The organism is Comamonas sp. MYb21 (assembly GCF_037479395.1).
Taxonomy (GTDB): Bacteria; Pseudomonadota; Gammaproteobacteria; order Burkholderiales; family Burkholderiaceae_C; genus Comamonas.
This window is the reverse complement of record NZ_JBBGZC010000011.1, coordinates 87,590-103,959: the sequence shown is the minus strand read 5'-3', so window position 1 is coordinate 103,959 and position 16,370 is coordinate 87,590. Positions and strand designations below refer to the sequence as shown.

Annotated in this window: 15 protein-coding genes; 12 read left to right on the top strand and 3 right to left on the bottom strand. The window is 65.3% G+C overall.

Annotated features, from left to right (window positions below; all coding sequences use genetic code 11):
* Positions 1 to 218 precede the first annotated feature (218 nt).
* Genes WH367_RS17315 through WH367_RS17305 form a run of 3 tightly spaced genes read left to right on the top strand, consistent with a single transcriptional unit; the run spans position 219 to position 2,037 of the window.
* Positions 219 to 719, top strand: a complete 501-nt coding sequence (locus WH367_RS17315) for a YiaA/YiaB family inner membrane protein (RefSeq protein WP_339537036.1) — start codon at positions 219 to 221, stop codon at positions 717 to 719.
* A 38-nt stretch (positions 720 to 757) separates the two neighbouring features.
* Positions 758 to 1,234, top strand: a complete 477-nt coding sequence (locus WH367_RS17310; RefSeq protein ID WP_339537035.1) for a hypothetical protein — start codon at positions 758 to 760, stop codon at positions 1,232 to 1,234.
* 17 nt (positions 1,235 to 1,251) lie between these two features.
* Positions 1,252 to 2,037, top strand: a complete 786-nt coding sequence (locus WH367_RS17305) for a DUF2145 domain-containing protein (RefSeq protein WP_339537034.1) — start codon at positions 1,252 to 1,254, stop codon at positions 2,035 to 2,037.
* Here WH367_RS17305 and WH367_RS17300 read toward each other — a convergent pair.
* Positions 2,034 to 3,455 (bottom strand): GGDEF domain-containing protein, encoded by a 1,422-nt coding sequence (locus tag WH367_RS17300; RefSeq protein ID WP_148293327.1) that lies wholly within the window; start codon positions 3,453 to 3,455, stop codon positions 2,034 to 2,036. The genes WH367_RS17305 and WH367_RS17300 overlap by 4 nt on opposite strands.
* A 381-nt stretch (positions 3,456 to 3,836) precedes the next feature.
* Complete coding sequence (gene tgt, locus WH367_RS17295) at positions 3,837 to 5,009, bottom strand: tRNA guanosine(34) transglycosylase Tgt (RefSeq protein ID WP_339537033.1); 1,173 nt, start codon at positions 5,007 to 5,009, stop codon at positions 3,837 to 3,839.
* Positions 5,010 to 5,134: 125 nt separating this feature from the next.
* Here tgt and WH367_RS17290 point away from each other — a divergent pair, with 125 nt between their 5' ends.
* On the top strand, positions 5,135 to 5,620 hold the full coding sequence (locus WH367_RS17290; RefSeq protein WP_021029012.1) for a universal stress protein: 486 nt from the start codon (positions 5,135 to 5,137) through the stop codon (positions 5,618 to 5,620).
* A 76-nt stretch (positions 5,621 to 5,696) separates the two neighbouring features.
* Here WH367_RS17290 and WH367_RS17285 read toward each other — a convergent pair whose 3' ends face one another.
* Positions 5,697 to 6,230 (bottom strand): MarR family winged helix-turn-helix transcriptional regulator, encoded by a 534-nt coding sequence (locus WH367_RS17285; protein WP_312986278.1) that lies wholly within the window; start codon positions 6,228 to 6,230, stop codon positions 5,697 to 5,699.
* Positions 6,231 to 6,346: 116 nt separating this feature from the next.
* Between WH367_RS17285 and WH367_RS17280 the strand changes: the two genes are divergently transcribed.
* From WH367_RS17280 to WH367_RS17245, 8 genes are read left to right on the top strand one after another with little or no spacing between them, the layout of a single operon-like run.
* Entirely contained in the window at positions 6,347 to 8,674 is a 2,328-nt protein-coding gene (locus WH367_RS17280; RefSeq protein WP_339537032.1) for a bifunctional salicylyl-CoA 5-hydroxylase/oxidoreductase, read from the top strand.
* Between the two features lie 12 nt (positions 8,675 to 8,686).
* A complete protein-coding gene (locus WH367_RS17275; RefSeq protein ID WP_339537031.1) occupies positions 8,687 to 9,460 on the top strand; it encodes an SDR family NAD(P)-dependent oxidoreductase in 774 nt (257 codons plus the stop codon).
* 23 nt (positions 9,461 to 9,483) lie between these two features.
* Positions 9,484 to 10,338 carry an enoyl-CoA hydratase family protein gene (locus WH367_RS17270; RefSeq protein WP_339537030.1) on the top strand — a complete coding sequence of 285 codons (855 nt, stop codon included), beginning with the start codon at positions 9,484 to 9,486 and terminating at the stop codon, positions 10,336 to 10,338.
* A 1-nt stretch (position 10,339) separates the two neighbouring features.
* Positions 10,340 to 11,515: an acyl-CoA dehydrogenase family protein gene (locus tag WH367_RS17265; protein ID WP_339537029.1), complete on the top strand. Its 1,176-nt coding sequence runs from the start codon at positions 10,340 to 10,342 to the stop codon at positions 11,513 to 11,515.
* 59 nt (positions 11,516 to 11,574) lie between these two features.
* Positions 11,575 to 13,206, top strand: a complete 1,632-nt coding sequence (locus WH367_RS17260; protein ID WP_339537028.1) for a benzoate-CoA ligase family protein — start codon at positions 11,575 to 11,577, stop codon at positions 13,204 to 13,206.
* A 44-nt stretch (positions 13,207 to 13,250) separates the two neighbouring features.
* Entirely contained in the window at positions 13,251 to 14,435 is a 1,185-nt protein-coding gene (locus tag WH367_RS17255) for an ABC transporter substrate-binding protein (RefSeq protein ID WP_339537027.1), read from the top strand.
* A 3-nt stretch (positions 14,436 to 14,438) separates the two neighbouring features.
* The gene (locus WH367_RS17250) at positions 14,439 to 15,359 is read left to right on the top strand and encodes a branched-chain amino acid ABC transporter permease (protein WP_339537026.1); all 921 of its coding nucleotides are present in this window, start codon (positions 14,439 to 14,441) and stop codon (positions 15,357 to 15,359) included.
* The gene (locus WH367_RS17245) at positions 15,352 to 16,362 is read left to right on the top strand and encodes a branched-chain amino acid ABC transporter permease (RefSeq protein WP_339537025.1); all 1,011 of its coding nucleotides are present in this window, start codon (positions 15,352 to 15,354) and stop codon (positions 16,360 to 16,362) included. Before WH367_RS17250 ends, WH367_RS17245 begins: the two co-directional genes overlap by 8 nt.
* Positions 16,363 to 16,370: the final 8 nt, after the last annotated feature.

Genomic DNA, 16,370 nt, shown 5'->3' with positions numbered 1-16,370 from the left:
CTCCTGTCTGGTTCTTGGTGAATGCTTGGAATCATGCCATGGAAGCGTCGCCCAGGCGCGAGGCCCGGCGACAAACGCGGCGCCTTGAAAGTATTGCCTTTCGATACCTGGTTCTTTGAAAAATGCTACCGGCATTAAAAGGGGATGCTGGCGCAGCCGCTTGCCTGCATCATCGCAGCGTGTTCAACCAACGCGGGGCCCTGTTGCTCCGACCCACCATGTCTCCATTCTCCAATCCTGTTCAGCGTGACACCCGTGCATGGCAATACCAGGTATGGATCTCGTTCGGTATTGCGGTCTCGATGTGCACGATCGGCCTGGCCTGGCTGCCAGGGCAACACCTGGAGCAGGCATTCATGGTGATGGGCTATATGTTCTGCCTCTCGGCCGCCTTTGTGCTGGCCAAGTTTGTGCGGGACAAGCAAGCGGACAGCCGGCAGGCAGCTGGCGACACCCCCATGTGGCGCTTTGTGGTCTGGGGTGGTTTTGCGATCGCGATGGGGCTGACCGGCTGGGGTTTGCTCAGCATGGACATCAACCCGACCTATAAGGCCTTTCTGGGCGTGAGCTGGATGTACATGATCACCACCGCCTTCACCCTGGCCAAGATGCTGCGCGACAAGCATGAGTCGGACCTGGCCAGCGCTATCCAACAGGCCCGCAGCATGCGCAGCGCGCCCCGCGAGCAGGACGCGGGCCACCCGCAGGAGCGCGTGTGAGCGCCCATCGGATGATGCAGCCAACACGGGAGCAGCATATGTTCAATCTTACGGTTCGCAAATGGCAGCGCCGCGCTGCTGCCACTCTGGCCAGCACCGCGCTGGTGCTGGGTTTGGCCACCGCCCCGGCGGCCCAGGCACAAAGCGATGCGTCGTTGGTGCTCTCGGCCCTGCCGATTGCCTCGGTCGTCGTGGGCACGGCGGCCTCGGTGGGGGCGTCGGCCACGGTGGTCGCCCTGCCGGTCGCGCTGTCGGTCGATGGCGCCCAGCTCATCGTCAAGGGCGTGCAGGCATCGGCCAAGGGCACGGTCTGGTTGCTGGAGAGCGCATCGGACGGCGCGGCGGCCAGCATTGAGCTGTCGGCCGGTGCCCTGGGCGCCAGCGCCGCCGGTGTCGGCACGGCCCTCCTTGTCAGCGTGGTGGGCACGGGGGTGCTGCTGTCGGCCGCTGGCGAGGTGATTGCCTTTATTCCCAATGAGGTGGGTAAGGCACTGCTCTACAACGAGCGCTTGTGATGACCAAGGAGATGGCCATGTTGAAACCTCTGCGCCTGGGCCTGCTGGCCGCCGCACTGCTGGCCGCCACGGCCGCGCAGGCCGGCCGCAGCTGCGAGCCGCAAAAGCCCACGCTCGACAGCGTGCGCCAAAGCCTGAGCCTGGCGCAAAACGTCGCTCAGGCGCTGGATGCCAGCGGTGCGCAGCTGGTGTTGCTGGGCCGCCAGGGCCAGGATCTGCGCAAGTACCAGCTGCAGTTCTCGCACATGGGCTGGGCCTACAAATCGGCCACCGGCGCCTGGCGTGTGGTGCACAAGCTCAATGAATGCGGCACTGCCACTTCCCATGTCTACCGCCAGGGCCTGGGCGAGTTTTTCCTGGACGATATGTGGCGCTACCAGGCGGTGGTGGTGGTGCCGGCCAAGGAGGTGCAGCAACAGCTGCTGCTGGCGCTGTCGGCCAACGCGCAGCCCTTGCAGCTGCACGAGCCGCGCTACAGCATGCTGGCCTATCCCTGGAGCCAGCGTTACCAGCAAAGCAACCAGTGGGCGCTGGAGACCCTGGCCCAGGCGCTGGCGCCGCAAACCGTGCATGACCGGGGCCAGGCGCAGGCCTGGTTGCAGCTGCAGGGCTACCAGCCCAGCGATTTGCGCATTGGTGCGATGACCCGGCTGGGCGGCCGCATGACGCGCGCCAATATCGCCTTTGATGACCACCCGCCCGAAAAGCGCTTTGCCGGCCATATTGAAACGGCGACGGTGGACTCGGCGTTGGCGTTTTTGCAGCGCAGCGGCTTGGCGTCGGCGCCGGTGCTGCTGCGTTAAGCCGCAGAGAGCGGCGCCGTCCAGACCGCGCAGTCGCGGCCCTGGGCCTTGGCCTGGTACAGGGCCAGGTCCGCTTCGCGCAGCAGGTCTTCGAGGCTGTCACCCGCCCGCAACGCTTGTTTGTAGGCCAGGCCGATGCTGAGCGTGGCCTGCAGCGGCTCGTGGTGCGCCGTCAGAAAGTGGCCGCTGCGCACGGTATGGCAGAGGCGCTCGGCAATGGCGGTGGCGTCTTCAAAGCTGATATGGGGCAGCACCACGGCAAACTCTTCGCCACCGATGCGGCCCAGCACATCCTGGGGGCGCAGCGATTCGGTCAGCACCTGGCTGACATCGCGCAGCAGGCGGTCGCCGCTGGCATGGCCGTGGTTGTCGTTGACGCGCTTGAAATGGTCCAGGTCCAGCATCAGCACCGCCGCCGAGCTGCCTTCATGGGTCAGGCGCTTGAGCAGCGCGTGGCTGGCCTGCACAAAGCCATTGCGGCTGAGCACATCGGTGAGGCTGTCATGGTGGGCCTGGTAGCGCATGCGGTGCAGGAGCTCGGCGCGTGCGGCGTGCGAGCCCGCCACCGACAGCGGCCCCAGGATCAGCATCGTGATGCCCAGGCGCAGGCTGGCCACATCCAGCACATTGGCGGGGATAAAGCCCACGATGTTGGAGATCACGATCACCTTGGTCACAAACACCAGCATGGTGATGATGGCCGTGGTCAGGATGCGGTAGGACAGCGCGCACCACAGCAGCGCAGGCAGCGAGAACACCAAGGAGCCGACCTTGTTGCCCACCATGTAGCTGGTCATCTCCAGGCCAACCACGGCCAGTGCGGGCAGCAGTTTCAAGGCCCAGGACTGGCGCTCTTGCTTTGCGCCGCTGCTGCGTGCCGAGGGCAGCGCCAGCAGGAACGGCAGCAGCATCATCGCGTTCATCCATTCGCCGGTCCACCACATCAGCAGCCCCTGGCTCATCGACAGATCAAAGGCCCAGGCGCTGATGGGCCCGCCAATGGCCGCCGATGCCGTGGAGGCCATGCCGCTGGCAAAGAACACCAGCAAGGCGGAATACTGGCCCTCCATCTGCAGATCGCGCTGGGATTGCCGGCGCAAGAACAGCCAGCCGCAGGCGGCGCCGCACAGGTTGGCGGTGGTAAAGCCCAGGGACAGCCACAAGGAGGTGCCGGTGATCAGATCGGCCAGCACAAAGCTGGCAAAAAGGGCGGCTAGCCCCAGCGGGCGCATGAGGCGCGGGTAGCGCAGCAGCAGCACCAGCACGATCTGGTTGGCGGGCCAGAACACCGAGAGGTAACCCAGCGGCCGCAGCAGGATGCCGACCATGGCTGCCGCAAACACCGCCAAGCTGGCGCAGAGCAGCAAGCGACCGCTATGGGGTTGCTCCAAGGGGTGGACGGGTGACGCGGTCAGCATGGGTGTGAGGGAGGATGGGCGAAATATACCCGCTCCCCTGCACCGCCATGGGCCCGACCCCGTGGGCCAGTCACACATAGGCAGGTGGGCAGAGTGCTGCAGCCGCGCAGGGCCTGGCTGAGATTTTGATTAATCGATAATCTCAGACAATCGTTGTTGCTTCCAAAATGGGAGCTAAGAACGCATGCCAGTCGGCGCATCAATCTGAAATATGCCGGGATCAAACAGCGCTGTTGCCGTGGGCCGCTGCGGTGCACCGAGGGGCGCAAAGCCCCAGACGGCGCTGTCTCTTACTTTACGCAGGGGCTGTCAAGCGCCGTGCTGCGCTGTCTCTTGGCCCCCACGCTTTGCATGGCATGCCATGGCAGGGGGGCCGAGAACTTAGATACCGCGTGCCCGGTCCGACTTGAACTGCGCGCGGAACTGGGCAAAGTGGCCGGCATCGAGCGACTGGCGCACTTCCTGCATCAGGTTCAGGTAGTAGTGCAGGTTGTGGATGGTGGTCAGCATGGGGCCCAGCATCTCACAGCAGCGGTCCAGGTGGTGCAGGTAGGCGCGGCTGAAACCCTCGCGCCCGCCGTTGTCCCAGCTCACGCCGCTCTTGCCGGCGCAGGCGTGGCAGGTACAGGAGGTGTCGATGGGCTGGTGGTCGGTCTTGTGGCGGGCGTTGCGGATCTTCAGGTCGCCATAGCGGGTGAAGATGGTGCCGTTGCGCGCATTGCGCGTGGGCATCACGCAGTCGAACATGTCCACGCCATCGGCCACACCCTGCACCAGGTCCTCGGGCGTACCCACGCCCATCAGGTAGCGCGGCTTGTGGGCCGGCAGCAGATGGGGCGTGTGCTGCATGATGTCCAGCATCTCGTCCTTGGGCTCGCCGACCGAGACGCCGCCCACGGCGTAGCCGGGGAAGTCGATATCCAGCAGGCCCTGCAGCGATTCCTCGCGCAGGTTCTTGAACATGCCGCCCTGCACAATGCCGAACAAGGCATTGGGGTTGCCCAGGCGCTCGAACTCTTCCTTGGAGCGCTTGGCCCAGCGGCGGCTCATCTCCATGGACTTGCGCGCCTCGGCCTCGGTGGTCTTTTTGCCGTTGGTCTCGTACGGCGTGCACTCGTCGAGCTGCATGACGATGTCCGAGTTCAGAATCGTCTGGATCTGCATGCTGACCTCGGGCGACATGAACAGCTTGTCGCCATTGACCGGGCTTTGGAAATGCACGCCTTCTTCGGTGATCTTGCGCATCGCGCCCAGCGACCAGACCTGGAAACCGCCCGAGTCGGTCAGAATGGGCTTGTCCCATTTCTCGAAACCGTGCAGGCCGCCAAAGCTCTTCATCACATCCAGCCCCGGGCGCATCCACAGGTGGAAGGTATTGCCCAGAATGATCTGGGCGCCCATTTCCTCGAGGCTGCGCGGCATCACGCCCTTGACGGTGCCATAGGTGCCCACGGGCATGAAGATGGGGGTCTGCACCACGCCATGGTTGAGCGTGAGCGTGCCACGGCGTGCGTGGCTGGTGGGATCGGTTTTGAGAAGGTCGAACTGCAGCATAACCGGGCATTTTCGCAGATGTGCGGTAGTTGACGGCACGGCGGGTTTCGCAGGCTCGTCTCTGACACAGGGGCTGCCGGCAGATCGCTACACTGGTCTTATCTTTCACTGCCAAGGAGAAGCCCATGCTCAACATCATGATCGCCGTCGACGGATCGCCCAACTCGCTGCAGGCGGTGCAGCACGGCGTGCAGCTGGTGCAGCAGGGCTTGCGCGCCCATGTGGTGGTCGCCCATGTGCAAAAGGAGGCGAGCTTTCTGGAGCTGGCCACGCAGGATTCGGAGCTGATCGCCAATGCCAGCCTGGAAGCGGGCATGGACCTGGTCGCCCCGGCGCTGGACATGCTGCGCCTGGCAGGTGTCTCGTATGAGGTGGAGATCCGCCTGGGCGATATCTACGCGAGCCTGCTCGACATCGCCGAGGAGAAGGGCTGCGGCCTGATCGTGCTCGGTGCCACCGGCGAGAGCATGCTGGGCAGCATTCTGATCGGCTCGGTCTCGCGCGAGGTGGCCCGCCACAGCAAGGTGCCGACCACCATCGTCAAGATGCCCGAGGTGCTGGAGGCCGATGAGGCCGATGGCGACCTCAGCCAGGCCGATACCGCGATGTAATTCTTCAAAGAGAAGCCTGAGAGCCTGCCGGACCAGGGGCGGTCCGCAGGCTCTTTGTCATTTGTAGGGCTGGCACTCAGTCGGCAAGCTGCTCCACCCGCTGGCCCACGATCTGCCGCAGCAGGCCCAGCTGCTCATACAGCTCACGCGCGGCATCTGCGCCCAGGGGCGCGAGCAAATGCTCCAGCCATTGCTCATGCGCCTTGGCCATGGTGCTGAACTGCTTTTTGCCGCTGCGCGTCAGGCGCACCGTCATCGATCGCCGGTCCTCGTCATCGGCCACCCGCTCCACCCAGCCTTCTGCCACCAACTGGTCCGTCAGACCGGTGATATTGCCGCCCGTCACCATCAGGTACTCGGACAGCGTCTTCATGCGCAGGCCCTTGGGGAAGCGGCTGAGCTGGGCCAGGTAGTCAAAGCGCGGCAGGGTGGTGGCGAACTGGGTGCGCAGCTTGCTGCGAATCACCTGTTCGATCTGCGTGCTGCAGGTCATCAGCCGCAGCCACAGGCGCACGGCCTGGTGTTCGTCATGGGCGAGGCCGGCCTCGCGGCCAGCCATGCCGCCACCGGTGTCGGAGGGGGAGTTGCAGAGGGTTTGCATGTCAGCCATGGCGCCCATGGTGCAGTACCGCAGGCGGCTCCAGTGATAGGGTATGTGCTTATTTTAGTGAATTATTTATGCATCAATAATTTAGTTATAAAGTATTTTTCAGGACGGTCCTGGCCATGAAAATTGTCTGCATCGGCGGCGGCCCCGCCGGCTTGTATTTCGCACTGCTGATGAAGCAGATGGACCCCGCGCACGACGTGACCGTGGTCGAGCGCAACAAGCCCTATGACACCTTTGGCTGGGGCGTGGTGTTCTCTGATGCGACGATGGACAACATGCGCGAATGGGACCCGGCGACGGCTGCGCAGATCGAAGAGGCCTTCAACCACTGGGACGATATCGAGTTGCTGTTCAAGGGCCGCAAGATCCGCTCGGGCGGCCATGGCTTTGTCGGCATTGGCCGCAAGCATTTGCTCAACATCCTGCAGGCGCGCTGCGAGCAGCTGGGTGTTCAGCTCGTGTTCGAGACCGATGTGCAGTCCGACGAGGACTATGCCGATGCCGACCTGATCATCGCCAGCGATGGCGTGAACTCGCGCATCCGCAGCAAGTACGCCGAGGTCTTCAAGCCCGATATCGTCACCCGCCCCAACCGCTTTATCTGGCTGGGCGCCAACAAGGTCTACGAGGCCTTCACCTTTGACTTTGTGCGCACCGAGCACGGCTGGTTCCAGGCCCATATCTACCAGTTCGACGACAAGACCTCGACCTTCATCGTCGAGACCACCGAGGAGACCTGGAAGGCCTGCGGCCTGGACACGGCCGACCAGGCGCAGTCGATTGCCTTTTGCGAAAAGCTGTTTGCCGACAACCTGCAAGGCGCGCGGCTGATGACCAATGCCCGCCATTTGCGCGGCTCGGCCTGGATCAATTTCCAGCGCGTGGTCTGCGACCAGTGGTGGCTGCAAAACGCCAAGGGCAGCCATGTGGTGCTGATGGGTGATGCCGTGCACACGGCGCATTTTGCGATTGGCTCGGGCACCAAGCTGGCGATTGAGGACGCGATCGAGCTGGCGCGGCAGTTCCAGCAGCTGGGCGATGGCAAGGCGCAGATACCTGCGGTGCTGGAGGCCTACCAGGCGCTGCGCCGGGTGGAGACCTTGCGCATCCAGAATGCCGCCTGGAATGCGATGGAGTGGTTCGAAGTCTGCGGCAAGCGCTACTGCGACCAGCTCGAACCCGAGCAGTTCATGTACTCGATGCTGACGCGCAGCCAGCGCATCAGCCATGAGAACCTGCGCCTGCGCGATGCCGCCTGGCTGGGTGGCTATGAGGCCTGGCTGGCCGCGCAAAACGGGGTGGAGGTACAGGGCAAGGCGCCGCCGCCGATGTTCCTGCCCTATACCCTGCGCGGCCTGACCTTGAAGAACCGCATCGTCGTCTCGCCAATGGCGCAGTACTCGGCCGTCGATGGCGTGCCCGGTGACTACCACCTGGTGCACCTGGGCGCGCGGGCCATGGGCGGCGCCGGTCTGGTGTTTGCAGAGATGGCCTGCGTTAGCCCCGAAGGCCGCATCACCCCCGGCTGCCCGGGCACCTACAGCCAGGCACAAAAGCAGGCCTGGCAGCGCATCAGCGACTGGATCCACAGCCACAGCGATGCCAAGTTTGCGATGCAGATCGGCCATGCCGGAGCGAAAGCCTCCACCCGCCTGGCCTGGGAAGGCACGGACCTGCCGCTTGCCGAGGGCAACTGGCCGATCATCTCGGCCTCGCCCCAGCAGTACCTGGAAGGCGTGAGCCAGATCTCGCAGGCGATGAGCCTGGCCCAGATGGCAGAGGTCAAGCAGCAGTTTGTGCAGGCTGCCCAGATGGCCGCCGAGGTCGGCGCCGATTGGCTGGAGCTGCACTGCGCCCATGGTTATCTGCTGTCCAGCTTCATTTCGCCGTTGACCAACCAGCGGGACGATGCCTATGGCGGCAGCTTGGAAAACCGCCTGCGCTACCCGCTGGAGGTGTTCCGGGCCGTGCGTGCCGTCTGGCCGCAGGAGCGGCCGATGTCGGTGCGCATCTCCGCCTATGACTGGGTGCCCGGCGGCATCACCCCCGATGACGCGGTGGAGATGGCCAAGGCCTTCAAGGCCGCAGGCGCGGACCTGATCGACTGCTCGTCCGGCCAGGTCAGCAAGCAAGAAAAGCCGGTCTATGGCCGCATGTTTCAGACGCCTTTTGCCGACCGCATCCGCCAGGAGGCAGGCATTGCGACGATGGCCGTCGGCGCGATCAGCGAGGCCGACCATGCCAACTCCATCATTGCGGCCGGCCGCGCCGATCTCTGTGCTGTCGCCCGCCCGCACCTGGCCAACCCGGCCTGGACCTTGACCGAGGCGGCCAAGATTGGCTACACCGCCATCGCCTGGCCCAAGCCCTACTTTGCCGGCAAGCGCCAGATGGAAAGCCTGTTCGAGCGCGAAAAGGCCCAGCAAGCGGCCGCTGGCCATTGAGGAGTGCTGCCGATGCCAAGCAAGACCTTTGAAGGACAGCATGCACTGGTAACCGGCGCCGGCCAGGGCATTGGCGAGGCGATTGCGCGCCAGCTGCTGGCGCAGGGCGCGCGGGTGACGGTGCTGGGCCGCCGGCCCGAGCCGCTGCAAAAACTGGTGGATGCCTACCCAGGCCAGTGCCAGCGGGTGCTGGCCGATGTGGCGCATGGGCCGGAGGTGGTCGCGGCCTTTGCGCAGGCTGTCGCCGCCTTTGGCGATATCCAGATCCTGGTGAACAACGCCGGCCAGGCGCAGAGCGCACCCTTTATGAAGACCGATGCCCAGCTCTGGTCGCAGATGCTGGCGGTGAACCTGACCGGCACGATGCTGTGCATGCAGCAGGTGCTGCCAGCGATGCAGGCGGCCGGCTATGGCCGCATCGTCAACGTGGCCAGCACGGCAGGGCTGATCGGCTACGCCTATGTGTCGGCCTATGTGGCGGCCAAGCATGGCGTGGTGGGCCTGACCCGGGCGCTGGCGCTGGAGGTGGCAAGCCGGGGCATCACGGTCAATGCCGTGTGCCCGGGCTATACCGAAACCGACCTGGTCAAGACCAGCATCGACCGGGTGGTGGCCAAGACCGGCCGCAGCCCCGAGCAGGCCATGGCCGAATTTGTGCGCGACAACCCCCAGGGCCGACTGGTGCAGCCGCAAGAGGTGGCCGATGCGGTCGTCTGGCTCTGCGGTAAAGGCGCTGGCGCGATGACCGGCCAGGCCATTGCGGTGGCAGGCGGCGAAGTGATGTGAACCCCGAATTTGTGGAGACAGGCATGAGTGAATACACCATTGACCCCGCGCTGGTGGCGGGCAACCACCAACAGCTGGCTGGCTACCAGGCACAGCATTTTTTGTGGCAGGTCCATGCCGGCGTGGCGACGATCACCTTGAACCGCCCCGAGCGCAAGAACCCACTGACCTTTGACTCCTATGCAGAGCTGCGCGACCTGTTCCACCGGCTGAAATGGGCGCAGGATGTGAAGGCCGTGGTGCTGGTGGGCGCGGGCGGCAACTTCTGCTCGGGCGGCGATGTGCATGAAATCATCGGCCCGCTGGTGGCCCTGAAGGCCCCCGAGCTGCTGATGTTCACCCGCATGACGGGCGAGCTCATCAAGGCCATGCGCGCCTGCCCGCAGCCCATCATTGCGGCGGTCGATGGCATCTGCGCGGGCGCTGGCGCCATCATGGCCATGGCCTCGGACATGCGCCTGGGCACGGCCCGCAGCAAGACCGCGTTCCTGTTCAACCGCGTGGGCCTGGCCGGCTGCGACATGGGCGCCTGCGCCTTTTTGCCGCGCATCATCGGCCAGGGCCGGGCCAGCGAGCTGCTCTACACCGGCCGCAGCCTGGGCGGCGACGAGGGCGAGCGCTGGGGCTTTTTCAACCGCCTGGCAGAGCCCGAAACGCTGCTGGTGCAGGCCCAGCAGATGGCCGCCGACTTGGCCGCCGGCCCGAGCTTTGCCAATGGCATCACCAAGACCCAGCTGCACCAGGAATGGGCGATGACCATCGACCAGGCCATTGAGGCCGAGGCGCAGGCGCAGGCCATCTGCATGCTGACCGAAGACTTCAAGCGCGCCTACGAGGCCTTTGTGGCCAAGCAAAAGCCGCAATTCCAGGGGAACTGACATGGCCGACACCCGTTACCTGCAGTGGCCGTTTTTTGAGCCGCGCCACGCGCAGCTGGCGCAGGCGCTCGATGCCTGGGCTGCCCAGCATGTGGCCCATGTGCACAGCAGCGATACCGACGGCGATTGCCGCAGCCTGGTGCAGGCGCTGGGCCAGGCGGGCTGGCTGCGCCATGCGGTGGCCGGCGAGGCGCATGGCGGCGCGGCCGCGCAGATCGACACCCGCGCCATCTGCCTGGTCCGCGAGACCCTGGCGCGCCACAACGGCCTGGCCGACTTTGCGTTTGCGATGCAGGGGCTGGGCTCGGGCGCGATCAGCTTGGCGGGCACGGAGGCGCAGAAGGCGCGCTACCTGGGCCGGGTGGCCCGGGGTGAGGCCATTGCGGCCTTTGCGCTGTCCGAGCCCGATGCCGGCTCGGACGTGGCCGCCATGGCCTGCGCGGCCCGCTTGGACGGTGACCACTATGTCATCGACGGCGAAAAAACCTGGATCTCCAACGGCGGCATTGCCGACTTCTATGTGGTGTTTGTGCGCACTGGCGAGGCGCCAGGCGCGCGTGGTATCTCGGCGCTGATCGTTGACGCCGACACGCCCGGCCTGGAGATTGCCGAGCGCATCGATGTGATCGCGCCGCACCCGCTGGCGCGGCTGCGCTTCAACGGTTGCCGCGTGCCGGCCAGCCAGCGCCTGGGGGCGGCGGGCGAGGGCTTCAAGCTGGCGATGCGCACCCTGGATGTGTTCCGCACCTCGGTAGCGGCCGCCGCGCTGGGCTTTGCGCGCAGGGCAATGGATGAGGCCTTGCAGCGCGCCACCAGCCGCCGCATGTTCCAGGGCGTGCTGGCCGATTTTCAGCTGACCCAGGCCAAGCTCGCGCAGATGGCTACGCAGATCGACAGCGCCGCGCTGCTGACCTACCGCGCCGCCTGGCAGCGCGACCAGGGCCAGAGCGTGACCAGCGAAGCGGCGATGGCCAAGATGACCGCGACCGAGAACGCGCAGCAGGTGATCGATGCGGCGCTGCAGATGTGGGGCGGGCTGGGTGTTGTCAGCGACCAGCCGGTCGAGCGCCTGTACCGCGAGATTCGCGCGCTGCGCATTTACGAAGGGGCGACCGAGGTGCAGCAGCTCATCATCGCCCGTGAGCTGCTCAAACAAGTGGCGCCCGCTGCGCCTTGACCATTGCCGAGCACCTGGACGCCGGTCCTGGTTTCCTCCTTCAGCCTGGAGTTTGCGAGATGTCTGCCACGCCCTATACCGCGCATATCGACCGCTTTGCCGCCAAGCATCTGCCGCCGCCCGAGTTGCAGCCCGACTACCTGTTCGAGCTGCCCGAGCTGCAGTTCCCCGAGCGGCTCAACTGCGCCGCCGAGCTGCTGGACCGCCATGTGGCCGAGGGCCGGGGCGAGCGCCTCTGCCTGCAGGCCCAGGGTGTGCGCTGGACCTATGCCGAGCTGCAGGCCCAGGCCAACCGCATTGCCAACGTATTGACCGCCCAGATGGGCCTGGTGCCTGGCAACCGCGTGCTGCTGTGCGCGCCCAACAACCCGATGATGGTGGCGAGCTGGTTTGCCGTCGTCAAGGCTGGCGGCATTGCGGTGGCTGCCATGCCGCTGCTGCGCGCCAAGGAGCTGGGCACCATCATCGAGATTGCCCAGATCAGCCATGCGCTCTGCGATGCGGCCTTGCTGGCCGAGGTGCAGGCAGCTCAGGCGGCCCACCCGCGCTTGCAGGCGGTGCGCTACTTCAACGGCACGGGCCTGCCGGCAGCGCAGGCGCTGGAGCCGCTGATGGCCCAGGCCTCGCCGCATTTCGACACCGTGCAGACGGCGGCGACCGACACCTGCCTGCTGGGCTTTACCTCGGGTACCACAGGGGTGCCCAAGGCCACGATGCATTTCCACCGCGATGTGATGGCGGTTTGCGCCTGCTGGCCCCGCCATGTGCTGCGGGCTGCGCCCGATGATGTCTTCATCGGCAGCCCGCCGCTGGCCTTTACCTTTGGCCTGGGCGGCCAGGTGCTGTTCCCGATGGCGATTGGTGCCTCGATGGCGCTGCTGGAGAAGGCCGGACCGCTGCAGCTGGTCGATGGCATCGAGCAGTTTGGCGCCACCGTGGTGTTCACCGCGCCGACCTCGTACCGCGTGATGGCCCAGCAGGGCGAGCGGCTGCGCCAGACCCGGTTGCGCAAATGCGTATCGGCCGGCGAGGCCTTGAATGCCTCGACGCGCGCGCTGTGGAAAGCTGCCACCGGCATCGAGATCATCGACGGCATCGGCTCGACCGAGATGCTGCATATCTTTATCTCGCACCGTGAGGACGAGGCCCGGCCCGGCGCCACCGGCCGCGCCGTGCCCGGCTACCGCGCCAAGGTGGTCGATGAGCAGGGCCAGGAAGTGCCGGCCGGCACGGTGGGCAAGCTGGCGGTGCAGGGCCCCACCGGCTGCCGCTACCTGAACGACAGCCGCCAGACCCAGTATGTGCATGCGGGCTGGAACCTGACCGGTGACGCCTATGTGATGGATGCGGACGGCTACTTTGTCTACCAGGCCCGCACCGATGACATGATCATCTCCTCGGGCTACAACATTGCCGCGCCCGAGGTCGAAGACGCCTTGCTCGCGCATGCGGCGGTGGCCGAATGCGCGGTGATTGGCCTGCCCGACAGCGAGCGCGGCCAGATCGTCAAGGCCTTTGTGGTGCTGCGCCCGGGCTTTGCGGCAGACGCGGACATGGTCAAGACCTTGCAGGATTTCGTCAAAAGCACGGTGGCGCCCTACAAATACCCACGGGCCCTGGATTTTGTCGCGCAGCTGCCGCGCACAGCTACGGGAAAACTACAACGGTTTCGGCTGCACAGCCCGGCATAGTAGCGGCTCGGCGAATTTTTACGTACTTCAACCAGGGAACCAGCATGAAGCCTCATCTCTTGCATCGCAGTCTTGTCAGTCTGTCCATCGCGCTGCTCTGCGCCAGCAGCGCCAGTGCCGCCGACCAGGTCAAGGTGGGGTTGCTGAGCACCTTGTCGGGCCCCGGCGCCGGTCTGGGCACCGATATCCGCGACGGCTTCCAACTGGCCGTCAAGCACATGAACGGCAAGATCGGCAACCTGCCCGCCGAGGTGGTGGTGGTCGATGACCAGCAAAACCCCGAGGTGGCCAAGCAGACGGCCGAGCGCCTGCTCAAGCGGGACAAGGTGGATTTCATGACCGGCACCGTGTTCTCCAACGTGATGCTGGCCGTGGGCCCGGCGGCGTTCCAGAACAAGACCTTCTTCATCAGCCCCAATGCCGGCCCCTCGCAGTACGCCGGCGCGCAGTGCAATCCTTATTTCTTCAATGTCTCGCAGCAAAACGATGCGCTGCATGAGGCAGCGGGCCAGACCATGCAGGACAAGGGTTTCAAGCGTGTGGCGCTGATCGCGCCCAACTACCCCGCAGGCAAGGACTCGATCGCCGGCTTCAAGCGCTTCTACAAGGGCGAGGTCGGTATGGAGACCTATACCTCGCTGAGCCAGCTGGACTATGGCGCCGAGATCTCCAAGATGCGTGCGGCCCAGGTCGATGGCGTCTATATCTTTCTGCCCGGTGGCCTGGGCGTGAACTTCATCAAGCAGTTTGTCGGCGCCGGCCTGTCCAAGGACATCACCTTGTACGCGCCGGGCTTCTCGGCCGATGAGGACGTGATCCGTGCGGTGGGTGACTCGATGCTGGGCACCTTCAACACCTCGCAGTGGGCGCATGACCTGGACAATGCGGCGAACAAGAAGTTCGTCGCGGACTTCCAGAAGGAGTTTGGCCGCAGCCCCTCGCTCTACGCCTCGCACGGCTATGACGCCGCCCGCCTGATGGACGCGGCGGTGCGCGATGTCAAGGGCAAGCTCGACGACAAGGCGGCCTTGCGCAAAGCGATTGAAGCGGCCAAGTTCGAGTCGGTGCGGGGCAGCTTCAAGTTCAACAGCAACCACTTTCCGGTGCAGGACTATTACCTGCGCGTGGTGAGCAAGGATGCGCAGGGCAAGCTGACCAACCGCACGGTGGGCACGGTGTTCAAGAACCACCAGGATGCCTACGTCAAAGACTGCAAGATGCCCTCCTGATCGATGAACACCATCCTGATTCTTGAGCAGACGCTCAACGGCCTGCAGTTCGGCCTGATGCTGTTCCTGCTGGCCGCTGGCCTCACGCTCGTGTTCGGCATCATGGACATGATCAACCTGGCCCATGGTTCGCTCTACATGATCGGCGCCTACCTGGTGGCCAGCCTCAGCCAGGCCACCGGCTCGTTCTGGCTGGGCCTGGGCCTGGGGGTGCTGGCCACGGTGCTGGTGGGCGTGCTGCTGGAATACACGATCCTGCGCCGCCTCTACCACCGCGACCACCTGTCGCAGGTGATGGGCACCTTTGCCATCTTGCTGATGAGCAACGAGATCGTGCGCATCATCTGGGGCGCGCAGCCGCTGATGCTCAACCCACCCGCCGCGCTGGCCGGGCCGGTCCAGTTGATGGATGGTTTTTCCTACCCGGCCTACCGGCTGCTGATCATCGGCGTGGGCCTTGCCGTGGCTTTGCTGCTGTGGCTCCTGGTGACCCGCACGCGCTTTGGCATGCAGGTGCGCGCGGGCGCGGCCAATCGCGAGATGGCAACTGCCATGGGCGCCAATGTGCGCCGGCTGTTCACGCTGGTGTTTGCGCTGGGCGCTGCGCTGTGTGCCGTGGCGGGCGGCATGCTGGGCCCCCTGCTGGCGGTGCAGGTGGGCATGGGCGAGAGCATTCTGATCCTCGCCTTTGTGGTGATCGTCATTGGCGGCATCGGCTCGATCCGGGGCGCGCTGCTGGGCGCCTTGTTGGTCGGCCTGGTCGATACCGCCGGCCGCACCCTCGTGCCCTTGTTGTTTGACAAGGCCATGGGCCCCGAGGTGGCGGCCAATGCCGGCCCGGCCGTGGCCTCGATCCTGATCTATGTGCTGATGGCTGCCGTGCTGTTCACCAAACCCCAAGGCTTGTTCCCCGCCCATGACTGACACGACCGCCCCCCGACCCGCCTCTGCGCAGGCCATGCAGGCCACGCAGCCCAGCGTCTTCGACCACCGCTTGCAGCCGCGCTGGGTATTGCCGCTGTTGGCGCTGCTGATCGCCTTTCCGCTGATCGCCCAGGCGACGGGTGAAGAGTTTTACATCGGCGTGGCCAGCCGCGTGCTGGTGTTTGGCCTGGCCGCTGCCAGCCTCAACTTCATCCTCGGCTTTGGTGGCATGGTGAGCTTTGGCCACGCGGCCTTTGTCGGCCTGGGTGCCTACACCGTGGGCCTGCTGATGCAGCAGGGTGTGACCTCCGCCTGGCTGGCCTGGCCGCTGGCGATGCTGATGGGTGCGGCCTTTTCGCTGCTGGTGGGCGCCATCAGCCTGCGCACCCAGGGCGTCTACTTCATCATGATCACCTTGGCCTTTGCGCAGATGCTGTACTACCTGATCATGTCGTTCAAATCGCTGGGCGGTGATGACGGGCTGTCGCTGCCCAGCCGCTCGGAGATTGGCCTGGGTCTGGACCTGGGCCAGGACGCGACCTTCTACTACGTGGTGCTGGCGCTGGTCAGCGCTAGCCTGCTGGCGATGGCGCGGGTGCTGAACGCCCGTTTTGGCCATGTGCTGCAGGCCATCAAGGAAAACGAGACGCGCATGCAGGCCATCGGCTTTCCGGTCTACCGCTACAAGCTCGTGGCCTTTACGTTGGCTGGTGCCTTTGCCGGGCTGGCAGGCGCGATGCTGGCCAACCAGGGCAGCTTTGTCGGCCCGGGCATGCTGCAGTGGACCCAGTCGGGCATCCTGCTGATCATGGTCATCCTGGGCGGGGTCGGCCATCTGTATGGCGGCCTTTTGGGCGCAGCGGTGTTCCTGCTGCTGGAAGAAGTGCTGGCCGCTTACACGGTGCACTGGCAGCTGGGCCTGGGCGCCGTGCTGCTGATCGTGGTGCTGGTGGCACCCAATGGTTTGCTGAGCCTGCGGCGCGGCATGTGGAGCAAGCGATGAGCACGGCC

Coding starts and splice junctions, on each gene's coding strand:
- WH367_RS17315 (WP_339537036.1), top strand. CDS start 219: ATGTCTCCATTCTCCAATCCTGTTCAGCGTGACACCCGTGCATGGCAA.
- WH367_RS17310 (WP_339537035.1), top strand. CDS start 758: ATGTTCAATCTTACGGTTCGCAAATGGCAGCGCCGCGCTGCTGCCACT.
- WH367_RS17305 (WP_339537034.1), top strand. CDS start 1,252: ATGTTGAAACCTCTGCGCCTGGGCCTGCTGGCCGCCGCACTGCTGGCC.
- WH367_RS17300 (WP_148293327.1), bottom strand. CDS start 3,455: ATGCTGACCGCGTCACCCGTCCACCCCTTGGAGCAACCCCATAGCGGT.
- tgt (WP_339537033.1), bottom strand. CDS start 5,009: ATGCTGCAGTTCGACCTTCTCAAAACCGATCCCACCAGCCACGCACGC.
- WH367_RS17290 (WP_021029012.1), top strand. CDS start 5,135: ATGCTCAACATCATGATCGCCGTCGACGGATCGCCCAACTCGCTGCAG.
- WH367_RS17285 (WP_312986278.1), bottom strand. CDS start 6,230: ATGGCTGACATGCAAACCCTCTGCAACTCCCCCTCCGACACCGGTGGC.
- WH367_RS17280 (WP_339537032.1), top strand. CDS start 6,347: ATGAAAATTGTCTGCATCGGCGGCGGCCCCGCCGGCTTGTATTTCGCA.
- WH367_RS17275 (WP_339537031.1), top strand. CDS start 8,687: ATGCCAAGCAAGACCTTTGAAGGACAGCATGCACTGGTAACCGGCGCC.
- WH367_RS17270 (WP_339537030.1), top strand. CDS start 9,484: ATGAGTGAATACACCATTGACCCCGCGCTGGTGGCGGGCAACCACCAA.
- WH367_RS17265 (WP_339537029.1), top strand. CDS start 10,340: ATGGCCGACACCCGTTACCTGCAGTGGCCGTTTTTTGAGCCGCGCCAC.
- WH367_RS17260 (WP_339537028.1), top strand. CDS start 11,575: ATGTCTGCCACGCCCTATACCGCGCATATCGACCGCTTTGCCGCCAAG.
- WH367_RS17255 (WP_339537027.1), top strand. CDS start 13,251: ATGAAGCCTCATCTCTTGCATCGCAGTCTTGTCAGTCTGTCCATCGCG.
- WH367_RS17250 (WP_339537026.1), top strand. CDS start 14,439: ATGAACACCATCCTGATTCTTGAGCAGACGCTCAACGGCCTGCAGTTC.
- WH367_RS17245 (WP_339537025.1), top strand. CDS start 15,352: ATGACTGACACGACCGCCCCCCGACCCGCCTCTGCGCAGGCCATGCAG.